General features: G+C 69.9%; 21 protein-coding genes and 5 pseudogenes. 15 read left to right on the top strand and 11 right to left on the bottom strand.

Translation table 11 applies throughout. From position 1 onward, the window contains the following. Positions 1-31: 31 nt before the first annotated feature. Both ACIGW4_RS29145 and ACIGW4_RS29140 read left to right on the top strand, forming a co-directional pair. Entirely contained in the window at positions 32-1,465 is a 1,434-nt protein-coding gene (locus ACIGW4_RS29145; RefSeq protein ID WP_399583796.1) for a protein kinase, read from the top strand. 823 nt (positions 1,466-2,288) lie between these two features. Beyond that, the gene (locus ACIGW4_RS29140; RefSeq protein WP_399583794.1) at positions 2,289-3,677 is read left to right on the top strand and encodes an aspartate ammonia-lyase; all 1,389 of its coding nucleotides are present in this window, start codon (positions 2,289-2,291) and stop codon (positions 3,675-3,677) included. Between the two features lie 60 nt (positions 3,678-3,737). Here the strand turns inward: ACIGW4_RS29140 and ACIGW4_RS29135 are convergent, their stop codons facing one another. Continuing rightward, positions 3,738-5,162, bottom strand: a complete 1,425-nt coding sequence (locus tag ACIGW4_RS29135; protein WP_399583791.1) for a pre-peptidase C-terminal domain-containing protein — start codon at positions 5,160-5,162, stop codon at positions 3,738-3,740. Positions 5,163-5,472: 310 nt separating this feature from the next. Between ACIGW4_RS29135 and ACIGW4_RS29130 the strand changes: the two genes are divergently transcribed. The 6 genes from ACIGW4_RS29130 (at position 5,473) to ACIGW4_RS29105 (ending at position 12,051) form a co-directional block, all read left to right on the top strand. Then, positions 5,473-6,414, top strand: a complete 942-nt coding sequence (locus tag ACIGW4_RS29130; RefSeq protein ID WP_359591359.1) for an ABC transporter substrate-binding protein — start codon at positions 5,473-5,475, stop codon at positions 6,412-6,414. Positions 6,415-6,416: 2 nt separating this feature from the next. Next, positions 6,417-7,379 (top strand): amino acid ABC transporter permease, encoded by a 963-nt coding sequence (locus tag ACIGW4_RS29125; RefSeq protein WP_398711910.1) that lies wholly within the window; start codon positions 6,417-6,419, stop codon positions 7,377-7,379. Next, complete coding sequence (locus ACIGW4_RS29120; RefSeq protein ID WP_123457797.1) at positions 7,376-8,140, top strand: amino acid ABC transporter ATP-binding protein; 765 nt, start codon at positions 7,376-7,378, stop codon at positions 8,138-8,140. The genes ACIGW4_RS29125 and ACIGW4_RS29120 overlap by 4 nt, the downstream gene beginning before the upstream one ends. Beyond that, positions 8,137-9,357 carry a M20 family metallopeptidase gene (locus ACIGW4_RS29115; protein WP_399583785.1) on the top strand — a complete coding sequence of 407 codons (1,221 nt, stop codon included), beginning with the start codon at positions 8,137-8,139 and terminating at the stop codon, positions 9,355-9,357. The genes ACIGW4_RS29120 and ACIGW4_RS29115 overlap by 4 nt, the downstream gene beginning before the upstream one ends. A gap of 133 nt (positions 9,358-9,490) precedes the next feature. Next, positions 9,491-10,783: a cyanophycinase gene (locus tag ACIGW4_RS29110; protein ID WP_399583782.1), complete on the top strand. Its 1,293-nt coding sequence runs from the start codon at positions 9,491-9,493 to the stop codon at positions 10,781-10,783. 314 nt (positions 10,784-11,097) lie between these two features. Beyond that, positions 11,098-12,051 carry an ABC transporter substrate-binding protein gene (locus ACIGW4_RS29105; RefSeq protein WP_399583779.1) on the top strand — a complete coding sequence of 318 codons (954 nt, stop codon included), beginning with the start codon at positions 11,098-11,100 and terminating at the stop codon, positions 12,049-12,051. 99 nt (positions 12,052-12,150) lie between these two features. Here the strand turns inward: ACIGW4_RS29105 and ACIGW4_RS29100 are convergent, their stop codons facing one another. Continuing rightward, positions 12,151-13,029 carry a MurR/RpiR family transcriptional regulator gene (locus ACIGW4_RS29100; protein ID WP_398711904.1) on the bottom strand — a complete coding sequence of 293 codons (879 nt, stop codon included), beginning with the start codon at positions 13,027-13,029 and terminating at the stop codon, positions 12,151-12,153. A 434-nt stretch (positions 13,030-13,463) separates the two neighbouring features. Between ACIGW4_RS29100 and ACIGW4_RS29095 the strand changes: the two genes are divergently transcribed. From ACIGW4_RS29095 to ACIGW4_RS29080, 4 genes and pseudogenes are all read left to right on the top strand, one after another. Continuing rightward, positions 13,464-13,643 (top strand): hypothetical protein, encoded by a 180-nt coding sequence (locus ACIGW4_RS29095; RefSeq protein ID WP_123458839.1) that lies wholly within the window; start codon positions 13,464-13,466, stop codon positions 13,641-13,643. A 1,128-nt stretch (positions 13,644-14,771) separates the two neighbouring features. Beyond that, positions 14,772-15,155 (top strand): DUF6479 family protein, encoded by a 384-nt coding sequence (locus ACIGW4_RS29090; RefSeq protein WP_123457790.1) that lies wholly within the window; start codon positions 14,772-14,774, stop codon positions 15,153-15,155. A 67-nt stretch (positions 15,156-15,222) separates the two neighbouring features. After that, positions 15,223-15,603 (top strand): UBP-type zinc finger domain-containing protein, encoded by a 381-nt coding sequence (locus tag ACIGW4_RS29085; protein WP_399583775.1) that lies wholly within the window; start codon positions 15,223-15,225, stop codon positions 15,601-15,603. Between the two features lie 390 nt (positions 15,604-15,993). After that, a pseudogene (locus ACIGW4_RS29080) lies at positions 15,994-16,280 on the top strand (helix-turn-helix domain-containing protein); the annotation flags it as partial. Here ACIGW4_RS29080 and ACIGW4_RS29075 read toward each other — a convergent pair. Together ACIGW4_RS29075 and ACIGW4_RS29070 are read right to left on the bottom strand one after the other, a co-directional pair. Further along, complete coding sequence (locus ACIGW4_RS29075; protein WP_399583772.1) at positions 16,230-17,498, bottom strand: MFS transporter; 1,269 nt, start codon at positions 17,496-17,498, stop codon at positions 16,230-16,232. The pseudogene ACIGW4_RS29080 and the gene ACIGW4_RS29075 sit on opposite strands and share 51 nt — an antisense overlap. Positions 17,499-17,515: 17 nt before the next feature. Continuing rightward, positions 17,516-18,055, bottom strand: a complete 540-nt coding sequence (locus ACIGW4_RS29070; protein WP_399583769.1) for an ArsR/SmtB family transcription factor — start codon at positions 18,053-18,055, stop codon at positions 17,516-17,518. A 343-nt stretch (positions 18,056-18,398) separates the two neighbouring features. On the opposite strand from ACIGW4_RS29070, the pseudogene ACIGW4_RS29065 reads away from it, so the two are divergent. Together ACIGW4_RS29065 and ACIGW4_RS29060 are read left to right on the top strand one after the other, a co-directional pair. Beyond that, positions 18,399-19,090, top strand: a pseudogene (locus ACIGW4_RS29065) (IS701 family transposase); the annotation flags it as partial. A 221-nt stretch (positions 19,091-19,311) separates the two neighbouring features. After that, a pseudogene (locus ACIGW4_RS29060) lies at positions 19,312-19,778 on the top strand (transposase); the annotation flags it as partial. A gap of 673 nt (positions 19,779-20,451) precedes the next feature. On the opposite strand, the gene ACIGW4_RS29055 reads toward ACIGW4_RS29060, so the two are convergent. From ACIGW4_RS29055 to ACIGW4_RS29035, 5 genes and pseudogenes are all read right to left on the bottom strand, one after another. Then, positions 20,452-20,946, bottom strand: a complete 495-nt coding sequence (locus ACIGW4_RS29055) for a DUF3237 domain-containing protein (RefSeq protein ID WP_399583766.1) — start codon at positions 20,944-20,946, stop codon at positions 20,452-20,454. Next, positions 20,943-21,308 carry a hypothetical protein gene (locus tag ACIGW4_RS29050; protein WP_399583964.1) on the bottom strand — a complete coding sequence of 122 codons (366 nt, stop codon included), beginning with the start codon at positions 21,306-21,308 and terminating at the stop codon, positions 20,943-20,945. Before ACIGW4_RS29050 ends, ACIGW4_RS29055 begins: the two co-directional genes overlap by 4 nt. A 406-nt stretch (positions 21,309-21,714) precedes the next feature. Continuing rightward, positions 21,715-21,993 (bottom strand): GlsB/YeaQ/YmgE family stress response membrane protein, encoded by a 279-nt coding sequence (locus ACIGW4_RS29045; RefSeq protein WP_123458838.1) that lies wholly within the window; start codon positions 21,991-21,993, stop codon positions 21,715-21,717. A gap of 488 nt (positions 21,994-22,481) precedes the next feature. Beyond that, positions 22,482-22,775 carry a hypothetical protein gene (locus tag ACIGW4_RS29040; protein WP_398711895.1) on the bottom strand — a complete coding sequence of 98 codons (294 nt, stop codon included), beginning with the start codon at positions 22,773-22,775 and terminating at the stop codon, positions 22,482-22,484. Between the two features lie 525 nt (positions 22,776-23,300). Next, positions 23,301-23,710: pseudogene (locus tag ACIGW4_RS29035) on the bottom strand (HNH endonuclease family protein); the annotation flags it as partial. 318 nt (positions 23,711-24,028) lie between these two features. Here ACIGW4_RS29035 and ACIGW4_RS29030 point away from each other — a divergent pair. Next, entirely contained in the window at positions 24,029-24,439 is a 411-nt protein-coding gene (locus ACIGW4_RS29030) for a hypothetical protein (protein ID WP_399583762.1), read from the top strand. A 42-nt stretch (positions 24,440-24,481) separates the two neighbouring features. Here ACIGW4_RS29030 and ACIGW4_RS29025 read toward each other — a convergent pair whose 3' ends face one another. Then, positions 24,482-24,970, bottom strand: a complete 489-nt coding sequence (locus ACIGW4_RS29025) for a GNAT family N-acetyltransferase (protein ID WP_399583759.1) — start codon at positions 24,968-24,970, stop codon at positions 24,482-24,484. Positions 24,971-24,983: 13 nt separating this feature from the next. After that, positions 24,984-25,782, bottom strand: a pseudogene (locus ACIGW4_RS29020) (IS5 family transposase). Positions 25,783-25,927 lie beyond the last annotated feature (145 nt).

Below are 25,927 nucleotides of genomic sequence, written 5' to 3'. Positions count from 1 at the left end.
CGGGTAACAACAGGACGCAGGGAGCGCAGTGATGAAAGTCCGCTCGTGGCCGATCCGACCGGACCTTCGGCTCACCGCCCACGTGGTGGCCGGACGCTACCGGCTCGACGACCTGCTGGGCCGCGGCGGTGCCGCCGACGTGTACGCGGGCATGGACCTGCGCCTGCGGCGACCGGTCGCGGTGAAGGTCTTCCGCCCGGACGGTGCCGCCGACACGGAGGAGCGGTTCGACGGTGAGGGCCGGCTGCTGGCCCAGCTGCAGCACCCGGGCCTGATCACCGTGTACGACTGCGGCCGGGACGACGGAACGCCCTACCTGGTGATGGAACTGGTCAGGGGCACGACGCTGCGCCGGCGGATCGCGACGGCTGCGCTGGCGCCCGCCGAGGCGTGCCGCATCGGAGCCGCCCTGGCCTCGGCGCTGGCCCATGTGCACGAGGCCGGAGTCGTCCACCGCGACGTCAAGCCCGCCAACATCCTGCTGGACGAGACGGGTGCCCCCCGCCTGACGGACTTCGGCATCTCCCGGCTGCTCGGCACCACGGCCCAGACCGTGACGGGCGCCCTGGTGGGCACCGCCGCGTACATGGCCCCGGAGCAGGTGCTGGGACGGGGCGCCGGGCCGGCAGCGGACATCTACAGCCTGGGACTGGTGCTCATCGAGTCGATCAAGGGTGAACTGGAGTACGACGGGGCGCCGCTGGAGGCTGCGATCGCCCGCCTGAACCGTCCCCCGGTCATTCCGACGGGCATACCGGCGGCCGTCGTCGGACTCCTGGAAGCCATGACCGACGCGGACGAGAGCCGCCGGCCGGACGCCCGGGCCTGTGAGCGAGCCCTGGCCGCCTTGGCGTCGGAGGATCTCGCGACAGCGGCCGACGTGCCCGCGGGATCCTCCGTGCTCGCGACTCCGCCCATGAGGGGCGAGGACGGCGTCGGCGAGCGGAATCCGGACACGCTGAGGTCGAGCGGGGCAGGCGCGGCAGTGGGGGACGTCGGCGTCGAGGCCGCCGTGCCCGCACGTGGCGAACCGGTGCCCGCACGATCCTCTTCCGGCCGGCCCGCCTCACGCCGGGCCGGTCGGATCCTGGTGACCGCCGGTGCGGCACTGACCGTCTTCGGCGTCGGACTGGCCGGTTCGGTGGGCGGGCCGTCCGCCGAGGCGGAGAACACCGTGCCCGTTCCGTCGCGCCCTGCCACGACCGAGCCGGCCTCCCCGACCGTGCCGCCGACCGGAGCCGCCGGCGTCTCCGTGTCCCCGCCCCGGTCTCCCTCGTACGCCGGGGACCGGCGAGCCGCCGGCTCCGAGGGCGCGGCGGTCGACAGCCGGACGCCGCCGGCTCCCGACGTCTCGGAGCGGCAGCGCGGCCGTGGGACCGGGCCGGGTGCAGCCGGGCCGGCCCCCCGGAAGGGCGAGGCTCGGCAGGGGAAGCCGAAGCCGGCCAAGGGCCGACATGCGCGTTGACACAGCCGCGGCGCCCGGCGTTCACGCCGCCTGACGGAACACCGGGCAGCCGACTCGCCGACTGCCCGGCCGGGGCGGTGGCGGCAGGCACTGAACCGCGTACGCGTTTGCGCGCGAGGCTCGCCGCGTCACTGGACTCGGAGCCCGAGCGGCTCCTGTTCCGCAGCTCCTGTGCGCGCTACGGCGCAGCGGGAGGCCATGAACTCCCTGCCCCCATACCGCAGGTCCACCTTCACTACGACCCGTACGCGCGCAGGAGCCCGGGCGCGCCTCGACGCTCGCGCGGCAGCGCATGGACTTCCTCCTCCTCGCCCCGGACCGGTCACGCATCGTCATCGAAGTCGACGGCGTTCAGCACTACGCCGACGCAACCGGGAAGGCGCCGCCCAGGCTCTGCTCCGAGATGGCCGCCGAGGGTCGAAGGCTCCGCCTCATGGGCTACGCCTCATGGGCTACGCCATCCACCGCTGCGGCTGCCATGGCTTGCTCGTCCGGGTGCTTCCACCATGGCGCACTCGTTCTTCGGCAAGCTGCTCTCCCGGCACAAACGACCCGGCGCGTGAGGCGGTCCTGCTGCGCAGGCGGTGTCTTCGTCCGGGGGAGTGCGGCACGCTCGCCAGGTGCCCCCCGTGAGCGGATCTCGGCGACGGCGCCGACGAGTTCGCCCTCCGGGAGCCCGGGGTGCCGCTGTCCGCCCGTGCTCAGGGCGTTCACTCAGGTAAGTAATGGATGATTCTGATTGCCTCTTGCGCGGCACTTCTGTAATGCATGAAACTCTGGGGCGTACGGCAGAGACCGAGGTGTCGAGGGTGAAGGAGCGAAGATGCGCCGCGAGGAGAAGGACCTGATCGGTGTGCGAGAGATGAGGGAGGACGTCTACTGGGGCATCCACACGCTGCGCGCGCTGGAGAACTTTCCCCTCACGGGCCTGCCTCTCTCGGTGCATCCCGAACTCGTCGCGGCGCTTGCCGCGGTGAAGGAAGCGGCCGCACTCGCTCACCTCGACCTCGGCACCCTTCCCGAGGAGAGGGCGCGTGCCGTCGTGGCCGCTTGCCGGGAGATCCGCGCGGGTCGGCTGCTGGACCAGTTCGTCGTCGATGTCCTCCAGGGCGGGGCGGGCACCTCGGCGAACATGAACGCCAACGAGGTCATCGCCAATCGCGCCCTGGAGCTCCTGGGGCACGCGCGCGGCAGCTACGAGCACCTGCATCCCCACGACGACGTGAACCGCTCCCAGAGCACCAATGACGTGTATCCCACCGCCGTCAAGCTCGCCCTCCACTCAGCCGCGGGACGCCTGCTGGACGGGATGACCGTATTGCGCAACGCCTTCGTCGAGCGGGGTGGGGCGTTCGCGAAGACGGTCAAGCTCGGCCGCACTCAGTTGCAGGACGCGGTGCCCATGACGCTGGGCCAGGAGTTCGACGCATTCGCCCTCACCGTGCGGGATGACGCCGACTTCATCCGCCTGGCCGCCGATTCCCTGCTGGAGGTGAATCTGGGGGGAACGGCGATCGGCACCGGACTCAACGCGGACGACGGCTTCGCCCGTCTCGCCGTCCACCATCTCCGCACCATCTCGGCCTCCCCGGTCCGATCTGCCCGTGACCTGGTCGAAAGCACCCAGGGTGTGGGCGGTTTCCTCCGGCTCTCGGGAGCCCTGAGGCAGTTCGCCCTGCGTCTGTCCAAGATGTGCAACGACCTCAGACTGCTTGCCTCCGGCCCCGGGGCGGGGCTCGGGGAGATACGACTGCCGGAGCTGCAGGCGGGATCGAGCATCATGCCGGGAAAGGTCAATCCGGTGATGCCCGAGGCCGTCAACCAGGTCTGCTTCGACGTCGTCGGAGCAGATGCCGCCGTCTCCGCGGCAGCCCAGGCCGGTCAGCTCCAGCTGAACGCCTTCGAGCCCTTGATGGCCCATCATCTGCTCAACTCCGTCAATCGCCTCGACGCGGCCTGCCGCCTGCTGGCCGCGCGCTGCGTGGTCGGCATCGAGGCCGACGAGGAACGCCTGCGTGGCCTGGTGGAGAGGAGCGCCGGTCTCGCGACCGCGCTCAACCCGGTGATCGGGTACCAGCAGGCCACGGCCCTGGCGCGCGAGTGCCGGGCGACGGGCGTTCCCGTCCGGGAGCTGGCGGTGCGCGAAGGGGTGCTCCCGGAGGACGGGGTCGACCTTCTTCTCGACCCCCTGCGCCTCGCCCGGCCCAGGTGAGGCACGTGGTGCGGAGTCCTCCTGCCGGTGGGCGGTACGGCCCCGCAGGTCACGGCTGTCTCAGATCTTCGTCACGGTGCAGGTGTACGTCGCGGAACCGGAGCCGCTGTAGGCCTCCATGTCGAGGTAGTAGGTGCCCGTACCGGAACCGGTGCGGGTGAAGGACAGGGACTCGTCCGTGCCGGCACCGTTGTTGACCGACCGCTCCAGGGTGCTTCCGTTCGCGTCGAGCCAGTAGAGGTCGGCGTCGTAGGCCGAGGGCACGCCGCAGTTCACCGAGACGGTCTGCCCGGCGTTCACCGACAGCTTGAAGTGGTCACGGTCGCTGGTCGACTTCATGCCGCCGGTCAGGGACGCGGGGGAGGTGAGCACGGTCGCGTCGTCAGCGGTGTCCCGGGTGTCGTTCGGCTCGCTCTCGGTGAGCGCGGTCCCACCGCCCTGGCTGCCGCAGTCGGTCACCGGTGTGCCGCTGTAGAGGTTCGCGTCGGCGACGCCGTTCGTGACGCTCCGCAGGTAGTAGCCGCACGTCGGACGGTTCTTGAAGTCGAAGGTCGAGCCGGGCGTCAGGCGCCAGATCTTGAAGCCGGAGTAGGTGAGCGGCTTCCTGTCGACGGCCTGCTCGGGCTGGTGGTCGGCGAGAACGACGTACCCGTCCTTGCCGTACTGGGTGGCCATGCCGTTGCGGTCGAGGAAGAGGGAGCCGCCCTCCTCGACGCCCACACCCCAGGCGGCGCCTCCGGGCACGAGGCCGTCCTTCACCGATCGGGCGAGGAACGCCATGGTCCTGCCCATGCGGTCACGGGTGACGAAGTGCGAGTCGTTGACGACGGCTCCGTAGTTCGCCCACTCGAACATGCCGGTGGTGAAGCTGATGTACCGGTCGTAGGGGTTGGCGAGCGCCTCGGCGCTGGTGACGCTGCCGTTGCACGCGTCGTAGACGATCGGGCTGTTGATGTGGTGCCCCGCGCTGCCGCCGCCCGATCCGCCGCCCTTGGCGACGACCGACTCGACGGACGCCTCCAGTGCGGTTCCCTTCCAGGCCGCGTAGCGGCACTGGTCACCGCCGGCGAAGTAGACGAACTCGGCGTTGCGGACGTCGGCGTTGACCTGGCTGTTGTTGCCGTCGGCTGCTGCCGTCAGCGTCCACGTCGTACACGAGTTGACCCCGGAGAGCCCGGTGATCGTGTCGCATTCGGGGGTCTTGCTGCCCGATGTCGGCGCCGAGCCCGCCAGGACGACCACGTCAAGGGCTCCGGTCCCGCCGCGGATCTCGTCGATGGCCCGGGTCGTCGAAGCGGCGACGATGCCGCCGGCGCCGTTCATGGTGAAGGCCGGCCCGTTCCACGCGCTTCTGCTGACGTCGGCCGTGTTGCCCAGTCTGATCCTGTCGGCCGCCGCATGGGCCGGCTGATGCACCGTCAGCGCCGAGGCCATCGCGGTGAGTACGACAGCCGTCGAAGTGAACCTGAGTGAACGGAGTGGCATCTGCGCTCCAAGGAAAAGGGATTGATCGATTCCGCAGCGACCCGCTGAGGGGGCTGCGGTTGGTAGCGGAACATACAAGTAATGAGACTCCGTAGGAAGATGTAAGGCTGTTTCAGCTTTCATCGATCCCTCATGTCCTGCGAATATCTGATCAAAAAACCCAAACCGGACCTCATTTGGGTTGGTGAGGCCGCGTTACGTGAACGTAATGAGACTTACATCTAGCCAGTGCAGGCGTCCTTATGTAATTTCTCTGCTGTGCCTGGCGGCCAGATTCCGTCGGCAGAAAACCACCGAGAGGTTCCACGCGATGAACGCTCGTATCGCACGCCCCGCAGCGGCCGCCGCTGCCGCGGCGATCATGCTCGCCTCCCTGTCCGCCTGTGGAGACGATGGCCCCGCCGCCCCGTCCGGCAAGGTCACCGTCGCCGGTGTGGTGATCAAGAAGGAGCAGGCCCTCCACGACCTGCTCCCCGAGAAGATCAAGGAGGCCGGCGAGGTGCGCGTCGCGACGGACGTGCCGTACCCGCCGTTCGAGATGTTCGTGAAGGAGGGGGAGACCGAACTGACCGGCCTGGACTACGACCTGGGCCAGGCGCTGGGCGCGAAGCTCGGCGTCACCTTCGCCTTCACGCCGCAGAAGTTCGACGGCATCGTCCCGGCCATTCAGGCCGGCAGGTTCGACGCGGCGATGTCGGCCATCACGGACAACAAGGAACGGCAGAAGGTCGTCGACTTCGTCGACTACTCCCAGTCCGGCTCCGGCATCCTCGTCGGCGACGGCAACCCCGGCAGGATCACCACTCTCGACGACCTGTGCGGCAAGAAGGTCGCCGTCCAGGCCGCGACCCATCAGCTCGACCTGCTGAAGTCCCATCAGGACGCCTGCGGAAAGGCGGGCAAGGGGAAGATCGACATCCAGACCTTCCCCAAGGACTCCGACGCCCAGCTCGCCCTGCGCTCGGGCAAGGTCGTCGCCCAGGTGCTGACCAAGCCCGCCGCCGGCTGGGTCGCCAAGACCGCCGACGCCGGCAAGGCCTTCGACCTGGTCGAGGACCCGGCCGCGTCCGGCGGCTACGACGCCACGCCCAACGGCATCGCGATCAGCAAGCAGCAGCCCGAGCTGACGGACGCGATCCAGAAGGCCCTGCAGTCCCTGATGGACGACGGCACCCTCCTCAGGATCTACAACAAGTACGGCGTCGGCTCCATCCTCGTGAAGGAAGCCACCAAGAACGCGTCGGTGGACTGAGCATGATCGACACCAAGTCCCCCGCCGGCCGCACGACGACCGGCCCGACGAGCACGCGTGATCCGGAGATCGTCCCGGTCCGCAACTACGGGCGCTGGATCGCCGCCGTCGCCTCGCTGCTCGCCCTGGTCGGGCTGATCGGATCGCTGGCGAAGAACGACAACCTGCACTGGGACGTCGTCGGCGACCACCTCTTCGCCGACCTCATCTTCGACGGTCTGGCCACCACGCTCTGGCTGACCGCGGCCGCCATGCTCCTCGGTCTGGCGCTGGGAACGCTGATCGCCGTCATGCGGCTCTCCCCCAGCCCCGTGCTGTACGGCCTGGCCAACGCCTTCGTCTGGGTCTTCCGCGGTACGCCCCTGCTCGTCCAGATCATCTTCTGGGGATACGCCGCGGCGCTCTACAAGTACGTGAAGATCGGCGTCCCCTTCACCGACATCACGTTCTTCCAGGCCGAGACCAACACGCTGCTGACCCCGGCGATCGCGGCCCTGCTCGCTCTCGGGCTGAACGAGGCCGCCTACGCCTCCGAGATCGTCCGCGCCGGCATCCAGTCCGTCGACCCCGGCCAGGCGGAGGCCGCGCACTCGCTGGGCATGCGGCCCGCGCTCACCATGCGCCGCATCGTGCTGCCCCAGGCCATGCGCGTGATCATCCCGCCGATGGGCAACGAGACCATCAACATGCTCAAGATGACCGCCCTGGTCTCGGTCATCTCCGCCCACGACCTGATGTCCAACATCCAGGACGTGTACGCCCAGAACTACCAGGTCATCCCCATGCTGGTCGTGGCCAGCATCTGGTACCTGGCCCTCGTCACCCTCCTCAGCGTGCCCCAGGCATGGCTGGAACGACGCTACGGACGCGGCACCACCCGCGCCGCACACGTCTCACCGTTCCGGCGCCTGCTCGGCGGAACCGTGGAGCGGCTCGGCAAGAACAGCAAGGAGCGGAACCGATGAGCACCCCCATGGTGCGCGCCGAAGGCGTACGCAAGCACTTCGGGAGACTCGAAGTGCTCAAGGGCATCGACCTCACGGTCGAGCGCGGCCAGGTCTGCTGCCTTCTCGGCCCCTCCGGCTCGGGCAAGTCCACCTTCCTGCGCTGCATCAACCACCTGGAGAAGGTCGACGGCGGCCGGCTCACCGTCGACGGAGAGCTCGTCGGCTACCGCCAGCAGGGCAACAAGCTCCACGAGCTGCGCGAACGCGAGGTCGCCGAACGCCGCCGGGACATCGGCATGGTCTTCCAGCGGTTCAACCTGTTCCCGCACATGACGGCCCTCGAGAACGTCATGGAAGCCCCCGTGAAGGTAGCTTCGGTCCCCAAGGGCCACGCCCGTGAACAGGCGCGGGAGCTGTTGGCGCGGGTCGGACTCGGCGACCGCGCCCATCACTATCCCGCCCAGCTGTCCGGCGGGCAGCAGCAGCGCGTGGCGATCGCCCGGGCGCTGGCCATGAAGCCGAAGCTGATGCTCTTCGACGAGCCGACCTCCGCCCTCGACCCCGAGCTCGTCGGGGACGTGCTGGACGTCATGCGGCAGCTCGCGGCCGACGGCATGACCATGGTCGTCGTCACCCACGAGATCGGCTTCGCCCGCGAGGTCGGCGACACCGCCGTCTTCATGGACGAGGGCGTCGTGGTGGAAGCGGGGGACCCCCGCAGGGTGCTCGTCGACCCGGAGCAGGAACGCACCCGCGCCTTCCTGTCCAAGGTCCTGTGAGCGCCCCCACCCGCCGGCAGCAGCCGGCCGAAGAACTGCTCGACCTGGCCCGGTCCCGGAACTCCGCGTACCTCGACGACCTCAAGGCCCTTGTCTCCATCGACTCCGGCTCCTATTCGCCGGACGGTGTCAACCAGATCGCCGACTGGGTGCAGAACCGGCTCACCCGTCTCGGCTTCTCCGTCGAGCGCATCTCGTTCGCCCCACACGACGGCCACCAGGCAGGTGATGCTCTTGTCGCACGCAGGAAGGGCACCCTGAGCGAAGCCGACGGCGGTCGCAGAATCCTGCTCGCAGGCCACATGGACACGGTCTTCGAGGACGGCACCGCCGCCGCCCGCCCCTTCCGCATCGACGGCTCCACGGCGTACGGCCCCGGGGTCAGCGATGACAAGGGAGGCCTGCTCGCAGGCCTGACCGCCCTGGAGGTCCTCGACGAGTACGGTGCCGACGCCTACGACGAGCTGGTGTTCCTCGCCACCCCGGACGAGGAGATCGGCTCCCCGGCCAGCCGCACCCTCATCGAGAACACCGCCAGGGACATGCACTACGGTCTCGGCCTCGAATGTGCCAGGGAGAACGGCGACCTGGTCATCGCCCGCAAGGGCGTGGCCGACTTCCGTCTGACTATCACCGGCCGCGCCGCCCATGCCGGCATCGAACCGGAACGCGGCGCCAACGCCGCGCTGGCCGCGGCACACCTGATCGTTCGGCTTCAGGCCCTGAACGGTCACTGGGACGACGTCACCGTCAACGTCGGGGTCGTACGCGCCGGGACCCGCGCCAACATCGTCTGCTCCGAGGCCGAACTGCGCGTCGAGGTCCGGGCAGCGACCATCGCCGACGTACGGCGTGTCCGGCAAGCCATCCAGGAGGCCGCCGACCACCCCTCGGTACCCGGCACGAGCGTCTCCGTCGAGCAGCTCGACCTGTGCCCGCCCATGGAGGACACCCCCGCCTCCCGTCGCATGCTCGAGGCGGCCCGGGCCGCGGCCGGCGCTGTCGGGATCGAAGTGGGTGCCGCCGCCACCGGCGGAGTCGGCGACGCGAACCTGATCGCCGGCATGGGGGTGGCCACCCTGGACGGGCTGGGGCCCGTCGGGGGCGCCGACCACACCCCGAAGGAGTGGCTCGACGTCACCAGCGTTCCCCACCGCATCGCCGTCCTCGCCGCGACCGTCGCCTCCCTCGGCGACGCGAGGAACACCGATCGCTGAACCCCGACCCGGCACCCACCCTCCCTCCGCCCCTTCGGCGGGCCTCGTGGCCCTGCCGGAGCGGGCCGGGGCCGCCGGGCCCGGAGACGGCCGGCGGCCCCGATCACCCATCCACCCGACGCATGGAGGCACTATGCGCGCGCACCCCGGCACCACACGCCGCAACCTTCTCGCCAGCAGCATCGCCCTCGTCCTCCTCACCGCCGCCACCCCCTCCGCGCAGGGCGTCACCTCCGGCCACCGGGCCCCCGGCGGGTCGCTCGTCCTGATCGGCGGCGGTCTGAAGGAGGACAACGCCGAGGTCTACGGGGAGATCATCGAGCGGGCCGGCGGCCCCACCGCCCGCATCGGGGTCATCACCGCCGCCTCCGTGCCCGAAAGCCAGGACCCCCACGCCGGCGATCCCGACCTGTGCAGCAACTCCGCCTGCAACGGCGCCTACTACGCCGACCTCTTCAAGCGGCACGGCGCCGCGGACGCCCAGTGGATCCCCCTCGACATCGACCACGTGGCCGACGCCGACTCGGACGCCGTCGTAGCCCAGGTCGAGTCCATGACCGGCTTCTTCTTCGGCGGGGGCGACCAGTACCGCTACGTCACCACCCTCCTCCGCGGCGACCGGCACACCGATTCCAAGGTCCTCGCCGCCATCCGCGCCAAGCTCGCCCACGGCGCCGTCGTCGCCGGCTCCTCCGCGGGCGCCCAGATCGCCTCCGGCCCCGACATGGTCAGCGGCGGCGAGTCCTACGAGTCGCTCCGGGACGGCAGCGCGCCCGGCTACTTCGACGACCCGACCCGACTCGGGTACCTCCCCGAAGGCGGGTTCGGCTTCCTCCGCTCCGGACTCGTCGACACTCACACCGGCGCCTACGGACGCGAAGGCCGGGCGCTGCGCCTCGCCTCCGACACCGGCCACGACCGCGTCTACGCCCTCGAGGAGAACACCGCCCTGGTCGTCGACCACCCCGGCGGCAACCGTGAGCACATGACGGTCCTCGGCCCCCACGGCGTCGCCGTCCTCGACCTGCGCGACGCCCGCGCACACGACTCCGCGAACGGCTGGTCCCTCCGCCGGGCCCGGTACAGCTACCTCACCGACGGAGACCAGTACGACGCCCGCACCTGGACGCCGCAGGTCGCCCCCGGCAAGCAACGCCTGACGCCCAGCAGCACGGCGCCGGTCCCCGTCAACGCCGACGTCTTCCACTCGGCCGCCGACCCGGACGGCACCGCCTACTCCTTCCGCACCACCGCCCGTGCGCTCGCGTCGACCCGAGCACAGAACAGCGCCACGGCGACGACCTTCGAGACCGGACCGCGGTTCACGGTCACCTTCACCAAGACGCGGGGATTCGCGGCCTTCACCGGCGACGGCACCGGCGCCCAGACCCTCACCGCGCTGCGGATCGACATCGCGTCGCAGTAGCCCTCGCGCAAGCGGGACCGGCCGGCACTCCGCGAGCCGATCCCGCTCACTGCCCGAACCCGACCACCCCCGACGAGACCAAGGCCTCGACGAGCAGGCCGGCCCCCACGGCGTCGCCGTCCTCGACCTGCGCGACGCCCGCGCACACGACTCCGCGAACGGCTGGTCCCTCCGCCGGGGCCGGTACAGCTACCTCACCGACGGAGACCAGTACGACGCCCGCACCTGGACGCCGCAGGTCGCCCCCGGCAACGCCGGTACTGCTCGACCAGCCCCGCCCGTGCACCGCACCGTCCCACAAGGAGAGCCACGTCATGCCCGCCCGCCACAGAACCACAGCCGTCTCCGTCGTCGTCCTGGCCCTGCTCGCCTCCGGATGCGGCACGGAGTCCGATGCCTCGCCTTCGGCCGGGTCCCGGATGGCCGGACCCGCCACCGTCCTGCCCGACCTCACCATCAAGCCGGACCCCGAGCTCTACGCCAAGCTTCCCGAAACCGTCCGAGCCGCGGGCACCGTCCGCGTCGCCACCGACGTCCCCTATCCCCCCTTCGAGATGTACGCGAAGGAGGGCAGCACCCAGATCACCGGAATCGACTACGACCTGGGCCAGGCCATCGGGGCCCGCCTCGGCGTCAGGTTCCGGTTCGAGGCGCAGAAGTTCGACGGCATCCTCCCTGCCGTGCAGGCCGGAAAGTTCGATGCCGTCATGTCGGCGATGACGGACAAGAAGGCCCGACAGAAGTCCGTGGTCTTCGTCGACTACCTCAATGCGGGCCCCGGCTGGCTCGTCGAGAAGGGCAATCCCGAGAAGATCGCCGTGGTGACGGACGTCTGCGGCAAGCCCGTCGGGGTCCAGACCGGAACGAACCACCAGAAGCTCCTGCGACAGCGTCAGGAGCTCTGTAAGGCGAAGGGTCTGCCGCCCATCGAGATCCTCGCCTTCTCCAAGGACTCCGAGGCGCAACTCGCCCTGCGCAGCGGCAAGGTCGTCGCCGACTACCTCGACGAGGTCACCGCCGCGTACGTCGCCTCCACCGCGGACGGCGGCAGGTCGTTCTCCACGGTGACAGGACGTGAGGCAGTGGGGGAGTACAGTGCCTCCCCGATGGGAATCGGGGTGTCCAAGGACCACCCGGGCCTCAAGGAAGCCGTCCGGGCGGCCCTGCAGTCCCTCATGGACGACGGCTCGTACCGCAAGATCCTCACGAAGTACCGGGTCCCCGGAATCGGGATCGCCGAGGCGACCGTCAACGGAGCCCTCGACTGACCCGCGCCGTGGGACCCTCCCCGCGTCTCCTCGTCCCGTGCGCAAGGCACCGAAGCCGGACCCCCGTGGAGGGGCGGGGGCCGGCCGCGGGGATCTCGCTCACAGGAGGCCGGTGCGCCGGGCGGTCCTCTCGGCCTCCTTCATCCGTTCGTGGCCGACGCCGCCGATCCGTTCCAGGACGGCGGCGACGAGCGACTCGACGATCGCCAGAGCCGGCGTCAGGCTGTCGTAGGGGGAGTCCGAGGAGACCTGGGTGATGAGGACGACGTCCGCGTGGGCGGCGGCGGGGGAGAGCCACGGGTCGGTGAACACGATGACCTTGCCGCCCCGCTCCCGGGCCAGTTCCGCGATGAGCGTCTTGTCGGCCTCGTAGCGGCGGTAGTCGAAGAGCACGGTGACGTCGCGTCGGGCGAGCTGCGTGAGGAAGGACGTCCGCTCCACGTCCTTGTGGGGCAGGAGGCTCACCTGGTCGCGGAACTGCATCAGGTGCAGGCCCAGGTACTCGGCCAGAAGATGCGTGAACCTTCCTCCCGCCAGGTGCACCCGGCGTCTGGGGTCGCCGAGAAGGCTCACCGCCTCCTCGAACTCGTGCTGGGCCACCTCGTCGAAGGTCTGGGAGACCGCCTGCTGCACGAGGGCCGAGCGCTCGCCGAGAGGGGTGGTCGCGGAGCCCGGCGGGGCTGTCGCCGTCTGTCGCTCCGACGCCTCCGTGGCCGTGTAGAGGGTGATGGGCGAGGCGTTGCGGGCGTCGAGTTCCGAACGGAGGGCCGCCTGCAGATCGGGAAAGCCCTTGAAGCCCAGCCGCGATGCGCACCGCAGCACCGTGGGCGCCGACACGCCGGCCCGCTCCGCGATCGTGGCCACCGTCTCGAAGACCGCGGCCGGGTAGCCCGCCAGCAGGACCCGCGCGACCTTGCGTTCGGCAGGGCTCAGTTCTCCGAGCCGACCGCGGATCTCGTCGGCCAGCGTGGGGCTCATGGCTTTCCCTCCTGCAGCGGGAGACCACTGAAGGCCGTACGCAGTCCTCGGGGCCGCGCCGTCCCGCCTCCCATGTTTCAGATCGTGGAGTTTCAAGGCGTAAATGTATCGCCTATTACGATCTCTGGACAGTCGCACGGCGCGACGGGCGAGAGCCCCGCGGCGCCGGCCCGCGTGGACGCTCCGGGCGAAGGCACCGGGGCGTCCCGTCCGAGGCGGCCGGGCCCGGGACACGCGGGACGTCCTCCCGGTACGGCGCTCCGTTTCGGCCGCGATGGTGACGCAGGTGATCCGCCGGGTGTCGCGACGCCGGAAGAGCCCCTCTTGCGCGCCCTCTATCGACGCACGATCGACGCGTCTCGCGGCGACGGCGGTGGTGGGAGACGGTGGAGACCCGGCGGCGTCGGGCCGCCGCACACATCCAGGGAGCGATCATGAGCGTGCCGTTCGTACCTCCTGAGGAGACCCCGCCCGTGGAGGGCTGCACCTCCTCGGCCCACCCCGAACGTGCCGACGGCGGCATCTGGGACCACCCGATGATCTGGGTCTCCCTCATCCTCTTCGGCGCCGTCCTCGGCGGACTGTTCTTCCTGTTCCGGATCTTCGGCTTCTGATCCGGCCGCCGGGCGACGACACCGGAAACGGAGGGTTCCTCACGGACGGACCGTGACCACCGCCGGTTGTGGTGAGGAGACGGGCGTCGGTGAACAGGCCCGGGAGCGGGGGCGCAAGCGGTGAACCGGGCAGCAAGCCGGTGTTGTAGATCAACAGCGTGGGTTCCTGTGGGCAGGGCCCGGTCGGTTGCCCGGCGGTGGCTGATGCCCTGTCCGAGCGGAGGTCCTGGGGCGAGGGCCTCGACACGTCCCGACGGGTGCACCGGCGCGGGTGCGGGGTGTCCCGTACTGGCGGGCATTGTCGAGACAGAGGGCCGCATGTGTGGTGAGTCGTTCCGCCGGGGCCGGATCCTTGTGGTCGAACGGCACAGGGTTGCGCCATCGGCAGAAGCAGGCGAGCCTCAGCACGAGGCCTCGGGCCCGGGCCGGGACGAGCATCGTCGAGTGCGCGCCGGCCGCCAGGATCCGGGCGTCACGCCGTCGGCGAGCGTCGAGCCAGGAGGCGTCCGGACGCAGGTGCCGGAGCAGCTGGGGCGCGAGGGTGTCCAGGGCCGCTCGGTACGGCGTCGCGGACGGATAGGCGTCGACCTTCCCTGCGTTCGGCACGCCCTGCTGTTCGGGCCCTGCGGCGGATCGGAAGCCGGCCCACCGCAGGGCCCCCGTTCTCGGGAGTCCGGAGTGGGAGCGTGACCGCGCAGGACCGATTCGTAGACGTCGACCGTCACCACGTCCTTCTCCGGTTCGGAGCCCGTGGCACGCCTGCTGACCGGTCTTCCCCCGACCCTCACCTGCCGGATGCGGCGCGGCGCATGGCGGCCGCCATGCGGAGAAGGAAGCCGTGTGCCCCGAAGCCCGTCCGTCGTGGAGGCTGTGGAAGTCGCTGTATCCGGCGGGGTCGGGGCAGGGCGGAAACCGCGACAGAGCGCCGGAACACCGACCGGCTCTCCACGCGGCCCTGCAGCATGCGGACGGGGAGACGTGTCGAGGCCGATGCCGTCTCCGTGACGGCATCCGGACGGTGTGCGCATCCGCCACCGGTCCTCGCACGGAAAACAGGATCGTCGCTCTCGACCACCGTGCCTCCGAGGCCCATGCCGACGAGACACGGTCACACGAACGGGACTCCTCATGGACACACATTCCCTCGGCGAGCCGTTGCTGGCCGCCGGTGTCTGGCAGTCGGGACTCGCCCAGGTGCTCGGCGGACTGGTTGTCGTCGTCGTTCTCATCGGGGCCTTCGTGCTCGGCATCCGCCTCAAGAACAAGGAGCTTCCTCCGCCCCCTCCCGAGTCCCAGCCGCATCGGCCCGAAACGGACAGGCTGCCAGGCGAGGTCGCGGAGTACCGCAAGCCCGCGGAGATGCCGCATACGGACGGGGAGAATCGGCTGATGCCCTACAACCTCAAAAGCTCGGGCGAGGCCGACCCCGGGCCCCAGAGCGAGGAGCGGCGCAAGTGGCGCGGCATTTCCAGCGGTGGCTTCGGCAGTGGCGGAACGGGACACGGCGACTGACGGGCCCGTGCCCGGATGACACCTCGAAAGCAAGACGGAGGCCACGCGACACGGAGGCGGATCAACCATGAGCAAAATCCACGAGACCCCGCCGGATGAAGGGGAGGCTCCGGCCGAGGACACCCCAGAGGCTTCGACATCGAGGTGGAGCGCCGCTCCGGACGGTGGCCGTCCGCAGGGTTCGGTGTGCACTCACGCCTCGACGCTCACGCGCCCCCCGAGCACCGTGCCGTCCGCTGTCTGCCCGGCATGCGTGGCTCTCGGTCACGACTGGGTCCGCCTGCGCCGGTGCGTGACCTGCGGAGCCGTCGGGTGCTGCGACAGCTCCCGAGGGCGACACGCACACGCTCATTACGAGGCCACAGGTCATCCGGTCGTCTTCTCGCTGGCCCATGACGAGTCATGGGCGTGGTGCTACGTCGACGAAGTGTTTCTGATCGAAGCTTGAGGCCCGTCGGCGCGCGGTGGTCTCCGGACCCACTCCTCCGGGACTGGTACGTGCTCCTCGCCGCTCACATCGGCCGTCCGGCATCGAGGACGAGGCCCGGGCCGAGAGTGGCGGCCGGCCGAGAGCAGCGCAGGTCATGTGAGCGGATCCAGAAGGAGCCCGGCCTGATCGACAAGTCGCCCCCTCGGGCGAGCCGGATCTCGGCGAAGCCGGTGGGGACACCACGGACGATGTTCCCACCGGTCCGGACCGGCCGCCGGGCCGAGGGGATCCGAGCCGCCGCCGACCGAGGTCGGCAGGATCGTCGCCCGTCGAGATCTCACCGGGCAGCACCAGCCCGGTGAGATCTCGACGGGCAGCACCAGCCCGGTGCGCCACCGGCGTGTGACGATGCTGCCGGCGTCGGCCGGCGGGAATGTGATGCCGGTGATCGCGCAACTGGTCCGGGCCGACGAGGACACCGTCCGGGACCTGATCCACCGGTTCAACGAGATCGGCCGGGCCTGCCTGGTCCCTCAATGGGCGGGAGGCCGTCCCCGCCTGCTCACACCTGACGACGAGGACTTCGTCGTCCAGACGGCCACCACCCGCCCCACCAACCTCGGCCGGCTTCCACCCGCTGGTCACTACGCAAACTCGTGGCCCACCTGAGGAAAGTCCCCGGCCGGGTGATCAGGACCGCCGGCCGGTGCGGCGGCACGCAGCGCCGCTTCGACCCGGCGGTTACTGGTCATGGACGCGGTGACGGCCGTCATCGCCAGGAGGAGGCCGGCGGCGGCATAGAGGGGGGTGCGGATGTCGTAGGTGGTGGCCAGCCAGCCCCCGAGGAAGGCCCCGAGGGGGGCGGCGCACATGGCGAGCATGCGAGAGGTGGAGGCGACCCGGCCCATGAGACGGGCTGGGACGATCGCCTGCCGGAGGGAGGGCCCGAGCACCATCGTGGCGCCCATGCCGGCCCCGCAGACGGCGAGTGCCGGCCCGGCCACGTACGGGTTCGGGGCAGCGGCCAGGCACAGGACGGCAAGCCCTTCGACTGCGGCTGTGCAGGTCAGTGCGGTGCCGGTGCCGAGTCGTCGGCCAAGGCAAGAGGCGATGCCCGCACCGAGCAGGCCGCCGGTGGCCTCCGCTGTGAGGAGCAGGCCGAAGCCGTAGGTGTTGATGCCGAGGCGCTCGTGCGCGAAGAGGGCGAGGACGGTCTCCACAGCGAGGAAGGCGACGTTCCCCACCGCTGGGCGGAGCGCGAGCCCGAGCAGCACCCGGTTCCGGAAGACGTACGAGGCCCCGGCCCGCGCCTGCCGAAGCAGCGACTCGCGGACCTCCGGCACGGGGCGGGGCATGGCGGGCAGCGTACGTACGAGCAGTGCGGAGAGCAGGAACGACACCGCGTCGGTGAGCAGCGGAACCGCCCGCCCGAGCGCGAGCAGCGCACTGCCCGCGGGCGGCCCCGCGAAGCCGGACATGGCGGTCTGGGCGCCGCGCAGGCGGGAGTTGGCGCGCTCCAGGAGTGCGGGGTCGCGGCGGAGCAGATCCGGCAGATAGGCCGTGGCGGCCGTATCGAAGAAGAGTCCGCCGAGGCCGAGCAGGAAGGCGATGGCCGCGAGTAGCGGAATGCTCAGGACGTCAAGCACGGCCGCCGTCGCGGGTATCGCGAGCAGCACCGCACGTGCCGCGTCCGCGACCCCCATCGTGCGCCGGCGGTCCCAGCGGTCGACCAGCGCACCGCCGAGCACCCCGAAGAGCAGCCACGGCAGTGTCCCGGCGGCCGTGACGACGGCGAGCGCCATCGGATCCCGCGTCAATGTCAACGCGATCAGCGGCAGCGCGGCATGCGTCACCCCGTCACCGAGCGAGGAGATCGTCTGCGCGGTCCACAGCCGTCCGAACCCGGTCGGCAACTTTCGGACGCCTGAGATCACTTGGCGTCCCCTTCGGCCTGTGCGCGCGGTGCCGGGTGGAACAGTGCGAAGACGAGTGACGCGTCCGGCAGTGACGGATCGGACAGCTCGCGGTACTCGTCCGCCAGTGCCTGCAGCCGCGCCCCCAGCTCTGCGAACTGCTCCTCGGTGAGCCGCAGATGCGCCATCCGCACGTGCCGCTCGCCGTCCGCCGGCGACGCCTCCAGGTCCGCCACCGCATGGCGCATCAGCGCGTCCGGCCCTCCCTGGCCCGGATCCGGCAGTGCGATCGCCCGCGCGGCCATCGCGTAGTACCGCTCGGTGACCCCCCGGACCTTCCGCGTCCGCACCACCCTCACCAGGCCGGCCCGTTCCAGCAGCCGCACGTGATAGCTGGAGCTCCCCTTCGCCAGGCCCACCCGCTCGGCGATCTGCGTGATCGTCGCCGGCTCGAAGCGGAGCACGGCCATGATCCGATGGCGCGTGAGATTGGAGACAGCGCGCAGCTGCTCGTCCGTGGTGACGTGAAACGTCTCGGGAAGATCGTCGGTAGGCATGCGAGTGATGGTCAACGATTCTTGACCATTGCGCAAGGGGATTCGCGCGAACCTTCGGAATCTGCTGCTTGGAGCACGGACCTTCCGTCAAAGCCCCGGTCCCGCTGCTGATCTGATGAGCTGTCAAGAACCTTGGCATCCTCAAGTGATCAACGAACCACCTTCGGGTGATCATGTGATCGTGGAGACGCAGGCGTGTGACTACGGGTCCTCGCCGGCTCGGCAGCACGAGATCTGGAGACGCCTGCGCGAGGGGGAGTCGTTGAGTTTGGCCGGGCGGGCGCTCGGGACGCTGATGCAGCTGAAGACACCCCCGTCACTGCAACGGTGTTTGCAGTGACGGGTGACCAGGTCGTCCGTTGGTGCGTTCACGGGTGGGGAACTTGATGACGCCCGATCGTGGGCGGGTGAACCGAAAGCTGTGCACGGGCGGTTCATGCACCGTTGCGGCAGGTCGGAGCCCCGGGAGTCCGCACCGGCTTCCTGAAGAAAGGGGATCCGGCCGGCCGGCCGGGGCCCAGCGCCAGTACTCCGGCACGGCCGGGCGGACGGAGAACTGCCAGGTCGGCGTCTTCCTCGCCTGTGCCACCAGCCGTGGCCGCACCCTCATCGAGGGGAAGATCCCGTTCGGAATGGGTCACCGCGGACGCCGGCTACGGCTCCTCCAAGAGCCGGCGGACCGAACTGGAGCGGGCGGACGTCTTCCACGTCATGGCCACCACCCGGCACGACACCGTCGTCACCCGCTGGGCCCTCGACCACCCCGTCCACATCCTGTTCCCTGATCTGTCCAGGCAGAAGTGAAAGCGCCGCTCCTGCGGCAACGCCTCGCACGGCCCCCGCGTCTTCGACCGGGCGAGAGTGGAGGTCCGCCCCTGGCACCGCGAGGACCGCCGGCCCTGGGTGACCGCCCGCCGCATCGCGAGCCGGCCCGAGGAACTCTCCTGCTCCATCGCCCACTGCCCCGTCGACACCACACTTGGCCGGCTCATTCACGTCGTCGGGACCTGGTGGGCGGTCGAGGAGCGCTTCCAGAGGACGATGTTCTCGACGAACCCGAAGCGGTAGCGGTGCTGCTCGGTGAACCGCTGGACGTCCCACATCGTGGCCGGGACCGTTCGGCCGCCTCGTCCTTGGAGTCGGCGGTGACGCCTCGGACCAATGGTGGGCGCCCATCTGACGGCGACTGTACGTGTGGGGTGTTGAAGGCTGAACCGCTGTGGGTGGAGACGTTCGCGGGTCTGCGGATGCGGCAGTCCGAACCGCTGTGGCGTGTGGACGGCACCCCGATCCCGGTCCGCGACCGGAAGGGCGGGGCGTCCTCACGCACCTACCGGTTCTCGGCGAACGCGCAGGTCATCATCGACGCCGACACCAAGCTCCTGGTCGCCGCGGCACGGCCGGTGCCGGGCACCACCGCGGACGCGAAGGCCGGGCGGGACTTCCGGCCTGGCCACCGTCCGCGAGGGCGTGACCGCGCCGGCCGACGGCGCTTACATCGACACCGGCCGCGGGTGGTCCCCGCCGCAAACACCCCGGCCGGACCCTGCTGCCCGGCGAGGAGGGCGACAACGCCGAGCACCCGCGGGCGCGGTCCCGTGTCGAGCGCGCCTTCGCCCGCATGAAGCACTACAAGATCCTGCGCGACTGCCGCCGACGCGGCCACGGCCTTCACCACGCGGTCCAGGCCGTCGCCCACCTGCACAACCTCGCCATGACAGCGAGACCAGGCCGGCTCGAAACCGGCCCTGACCTGTCCGGACCCGACCTTCTGCAACGCGCTTCAGCGGTCTGTACGAGGCAGCCGACGGATGCCGTGCGAACGGTTCCGTCCCCAGCGGGCTTGCCGTGACCGGCCGGGAGTGCAGGCGGCGCGGAGGAAGCGATCGGGGCACGGAACCCCGTCGAGGACTCCAGGACCGATAGAGGCGTTTCCGGATACCGGGGCTTGGCCGGCGGGTACCGGGCCGAAGTCAGGCTCAGTACCGGGGAGGCAGGGGTGTGGACCGAGGGGGCGGGGGTATGCGGGCCTTGAGCGCTTGGGGGCGCTCTGGATAGGCAGGGTCTGCCGGATTCCCCCTCCGGCAGACCCTTGGGTGGAGGAGTGGCCCGCACCAAGTTGGTGCGGGCCACTCGGCGTGGGCCGGTGCGGCCGTGTGCGTCCACCGGAGAGGTCTTCGGTGATTCATGTGATGCCGGGGCGAGGATCAGGAACGGCAGAGCCATGGGCAGCCGCCGTTGCGCAGGTTTCCGTCGTAGCCCCGGCCGCTGCCGCAGACGTACGACCAGATGTTGCCGTATCCGGTGGTGATGCGGCAGTTCACTTCGGCACGACCGGCGGTTGTTCCAGGTGGACGTGCTCGGGAGGCTTCCCCCGCTACTGGTCACGGTGGTGGTCAGGTCACGGAGTAGAAGCGGATGGCGACTTCGGAGTCGTCGCCGCGGGCGAGGCCGATGAAGACGGTGCGGGCGAGCCAGAGGTGGGCGGGGGCGTCGGTGCGGAAGACGGGGGAGGTGCGGTAGTACACGCCTGCCTCGGACACCTGCAGGGCACCGTCGTACTGGGCGGGGACGCTGGGGTCGTCTTCGTGGTGGTAACCGCGGTTGGTGATGTCGATGACCGCGCCGTCATCGGCTTGAAGGAGGTATCGGGCATCGAGCTGGTAGACCCCGCGGCGTCTGTCGCACCAGTCGCCGCCACCGGCCAGGACAGTGCCGCGCAGGCGGGGACCATCGACAGTGCCGCCGGTGATGGGAACGTACTCGGTGACTTCGCCGTCCCCGTGCCCTATGTGCAGGGAGGGGGCGAGGAGGACACGGACCTCGAAGGCGAAGTCGAGGGCGGGTGTGAAATCCGGTCCGGCATCGGTCTGCGGCTCTGGGGCGATCATGGCACTCCGTAATGCTGTAAGGCTGGCGGGGCGGTAGGGCGGATCCTAGACAGGCCGTGCCCATCCCGGTCAACGGTGTTGACGTAACGCGGCTCTGTACCGGCGCGGTTCAGTGGCTCTTGATTACGCGGAGCGGAACCCCGGACCTCTCCGTCTTGGGTCGGCGCTGCGTACTTTTCTCCCTGTCGCCGGCCCTGATTGGCCGCGACCGTGACGCCGTCATCGTTGGCCTTATCCTGCCCTGCGACTCTGGTGCCGTCGGAGGCCACGTCAACCGGATCGAGATGCTCGAGCGCCAGATGTTCGGCCGCGCAGGCTTCGCCCTCCCGCGCGACCGCGTCCTGCTCGCGCGACGAGGCCATGCGGCCTTCCACGGCAGAAACGGCTGGCGTTGTCCATGAGAACGGGTTCTGGCGCAACTTCTGTGGAGTACCGCAGGCTTCATCGATTCGCAGTCCGTCCGCACCGCCGACACTGTCCCGCCGCCATCAAGGGCTTCGACGCGGGCGAGAAGGACAAGGGCCGCAGCAGGTTCATCGTCACCGACATCCTCGGCCTGGCTCCTGAGGGAGCTCGGCGTGGTGCGGCGGAAGCGTCGGCACCGGACGGGGCGGGGGCCGGGTGGGGCCGACAGGGAGAGGCAAGGGCCCAAGACCGAGCACGGACGGTCCCACCGGAGTGGACGGGCCCGTGCATGCCGACGGCTCCCGTCCCGTGGACAACGGGAGAGGGAGCCGTTCGGGACTGTGAGGCCTGTGCCTTCTGCGGTCAGGCGTGGCGATGGGTGTGACGGTTGCCGGTGATGAGGCGGTAGAGGGCGAGGAGGATGACGGAGCCGACGATGGCGGCGATCCAGGTGGATATCTCGAAGAAGCCGTCGATGGAGTCCACGCCGAAGATGACCTTGCCGAGCCAGCCTCCGAGCAGGCCGCCGGCGATGCCGATGAGCATGGTGATGATGATGCCGCCGGGGTCCTTGCCCGGCATCAGGGCCTTGGCGATGGCGCCGGCGATCAAACCGATGAGGATCCACGCGATGATGCCCATCATGCCTCTCCACTTCGTCGGATAAAGACTGTGTCAGCTCACCGTCTGCGCCGATCTCGCCCGGATAAACATCCCCTCTCGGCATCGGAGCCCTGCCGATCCACGGCCGGAGGAACATCCGCGAACGTCGCGAAGCTGGACAGCATCCGCTGCCCCCTGCAGGGATGCCCCGGGAGCCGGAAGCCCGTGTCCACCCTCTTCCCCAAAGGCTTGAAGTGGAGCGGATCACGGTTGGTCACCGCTCGTACTACCCGATCTCCTTTCACTCACCTCGCCGAGAACAACTGCCATGCCGGACCCTGGTGCCGACCTACGCCCCACCGCATGCCGAAGGGGGTCGCGGGACTTGCCGTGTTGGCCTGCGGCCCCTCCGCGACCCGGACGCGATCGAGTGCGACGAGGACGAGGACGTCGACCAGGAACAGCAGGCTGGGCGGAGGGGGTGGAACGGGAGCGGAACAGGCCGCTCAGAGCGCCGGGCGGGCCGCTCACAGGCATGGTGCGCCGGCGGCGGGGTGGCGGGTGTGGGGGAGGCCTGCCGTCTCTGCGGTGTCCGGCGGTGCGGGAGTCGGCGTCACCTCGATCACGTCGACGAGCCTGCGCAGCTTGTGCTGTGCGCGCAGGGCGTCGGACTGAGCCACACATACGACGGCTCTGGCCGTGTCCGCCGGTGCGGTGGTGTAGGTCAGGTCCAGCACGTGGTGGTTGTTGAGCGTGGCGGCGAGCCGCGCGAGTGTTCCGTGGCCGGGGCGGAGGGTGACGGTGAGCCGGGTGTGTTCCATGGGTGGTGGTCCTGTTCATGGGGCCGTGGTGGGGCTGGAAAATGGAAAAGACCCCTCGCGAGGTGCGAGAGGTCTGCGTGCGGGCGGTGAGCGCGGGAAGGGTCACTCCCTCGGGCTCGGTGCCGGCACGCTGCCGCTGATAATCAGCTGCTGCTGCATGCCCGGCATGCTGGCACAATCCGGCCGTAGCCCGGAAGGCCATCTCATATTGCGGGCGGCCCGAGAGGGGACCTTGCACGGAAGGGGCCCTTCACGGCGGCTTGCTGGTTCAGTCCGTTGGCACTGGCAGGCGCAGACGGCCGTCGTGGACTTCGACGACCTGACCGGGGGCGGCCCAGGTCATCCAGTTCGCCGACCGGCTGCTGCTCCCGGTCGATCGGGCCCAGGCCAGGAACAGCTGAGGAGGAGCCCCGACCCCGGCATTATCGAACTTGCGAACAGAGTGGGCGCCCGGCCCCCCCGACCGGGCGCCCACGGTCACGGGGCGGGCGTGAAGTGCACGACGGTGCTCTCGCACGCCTCGGCTTACACGTTCAGCGCGTCGATCTCGGCCTGGCCCGCGGTCAGGCCCCAGCGCGGCTTCGTCGCGGTCCACTCGCCGATGTACCGGCAGTGCGCGTCGGGCAGGGGCGGCATCCAGGCCGACGGGTCCTGGTCGGCCTTGGACCGGTTGGTGCGGGCGGTCACGGCGACCAGGCTGGTGGGGGCGTCCTGGTCGTTGGCGTAGGCCTCGCGGCGCTTGGCGTCCCACGTGCCGGCGCCGGAGCCCCAGGCCTCGGCGAGCGGGCCATGTGGTCGATGTCGAGCTTGCCGGGGTCGGTGACCTCCTGCCCGTCGCAGTACGAGATCCACTCGCCCCCGGACAGCTTGCAGCCGGCCGCCACGGTCGGCGCCTCGACCGCCTCGGGGAGCAGGACCTCGTTGCGGGTGTCACATGAAGTTCCTCGGCAGCTTCAGGGCGCCCGGCGGCTGGACGTGGTGAGCTGCCCGAGGCATCGGCCTCGTTGTCGCACTCACCCCGCGATGTTCCCGGCGGCGTTCGGAGTTCCTCGGTGGCGGTACGACGGCCGGGCCGGTGCAGTGCAGCATGTGCCTGCCCAGACGGCACACGGCTGCTGGACGGGGTAGCAAGGCCGGCTGCGACCTATGAGAGGTGCCGCAGCCCGTCTGCCGGTGACGGGCGCCCGTCGAGATCGGGCTGACCGCCTCGTGCGGCAGGCTCCCGTTCCTTGGGCGGCGTGGTACTCGGCGGCATGCTGTCCTACCTGGTCCCGCACAGGACTCAGTTGCCAGCGGAACGTGCCGAGCAGCAACGGCAGCCGAGCGCACTTTCGGAGGCTCGGCGTGCGGAACGGCTGGCGCTGCTGGAGCGGTTCATCGAGGTGGCGGCCGAGGCCGAACGCTCTGCGTTCAGTCGGCCTTCCGAATGGGACGATACCCACGCCTGGTACCTCACGGCCCAGGGCGTCATGAACAGGCTCTGGGTCGCAGAACGGCTCATCCGCATCCAATTCCCCCTGCCCGTACACGACGCGGCACGTGCGTACTTCCTGGATCTCAACCGGACGGTGTGGGAAGGCTTGCCAGACGGTGAGAGCGTGCGGGACCACCTGGAGGACAACCGGCTGGCGTTCCTCGACGCGGCCCGAGCAGTTATGGGATAGCCCCCGTTGCCGGGACTGTCGAAGACCTTTGCGGGTCACCCCTCAGGAGAGTTCCTTCCGCAGCAACGTGCACATCGTTTCGTGGCGGCGCAACGATCCATCGGGGGCTTGTTCGTCCCACGAGTCCGGCCGGCGGTCGTACGCGACATAGCCCAGTCGCTGGTACAGCGCACGAGCCCGAAGGTTGCTTTCCTCCACGGCCAGCTCGGCCTGCCGCAGACCGCGGTTCCTGATCCGCAGCTCCGCGGCTTCGACAAGAAACGTGCCGATCCCGCACGACTGCAACGCGGGATGGACCGCCAGCTGCCACAACGTGCCGACACCCTCCTTGACCTGGTAGTCGACACCGCCCTTCGCCACAGGAATGTTCGTCCCGGGGCAGACCGCCAGGTAGTCGACCTCACCAGCCCGGGCACGGTCCAACTGCCTGGCGACGCCGGCCAAGTGGTGGTCAGACCCCGCCCACCCGCACGACGCCAGGTCCGCATGCACCAGGTCACGGGCTGACAGCCTCAATACAACATCGATCATCTTAGACGCCATCTCATTTGGTGAGCCTGCGGTAGCAGATGAGGGTGCAGGCGATGCTGGTGAAGGCGAGGAAGTGGTCGGCTTTGCGTTCGTAGCGTCGGTGGAGCCGTCGACAGCCGGCGAGCCAGGCCATGGTGCGTTCGATGGTCCACCGGTGTCGTCCGAGCCGCTGGGAGGATTCGATGCCCTTGCGGGCGATGCGGTGGCGGATGCCTCGGCCGGAGAGCCATTGCCGCAGGTGGCGGTAGTCGTAGCCCTTGTCGGCATGGAGCTTGCCGGGCCTGCGTCGGCGGCGGCCGCGGCGTGATCGGATCGGGGTATGCCCTTGACCAGTGGGATCAGGGCCTGGCTGTCGTGGAGGTTGGCGCCGGAGATTCCGACGGAGATGGGCAGACCGGTCCGCTCGGTGATCAGATGGATCTTCGAGCCGTACTTGCCCCGGTCGACAGGATTCGGACCGGTCAGGTCCCCCTTTTCATCGCCCGCATGTTGACCGAGTCGATCGCGCAGCGCGACCAGTCCAGCTCGCCCCGGAAGCCGAGTTCATCAAGGACCAGGCGGTGCAGCTTGGCCCAGACCCTGGCCTTCGACCACTCGGTGAACCGGCGGTGGGCCGTGGCCCCGGAAGGCCCGAACGACGCGGCGGGCAGCTGCTGCCACGTGCACCCGGAGGTTGCCACGAACACGATCGCGGCCAGCACCTCCCGGTCACCATGCCGACGTCGGCCACCACCCTGAGGCCGCGAAGGAGCCTCAGGCACCACCCGCTGGAACAACTCCCACAATTCGTCCGGCACCAGCCGCTCAACGATCCCCACCACGGCCCGCAGCCTACCGACCCTGCCAAATGAGATGACGTCTTACGAGCTCGTGCACGGTAAGCGGTGAGACGTCGAAGGCTGCGGCGGGGCCGGTGCTCACCTCTGCCGTCGAGGGCTCAGGTCGACGGTCTGCTGC

Origin of the sequence: Streptomyces sp. NPDC053513 (assembly GCF_044544765.1) — a bacterium.
Classification (GTDB): domain Bacteria; phylum Actinomycetota; class Actinomycetes; order Streptomycetales; family Streptomycetaceae; genus Streptomyces; species Streptomyces litmocidini.
Note: the sequence above shows the minus strand (reverse complement) of the source record. Positions and strands in the feature narration are given on the sequence as shown.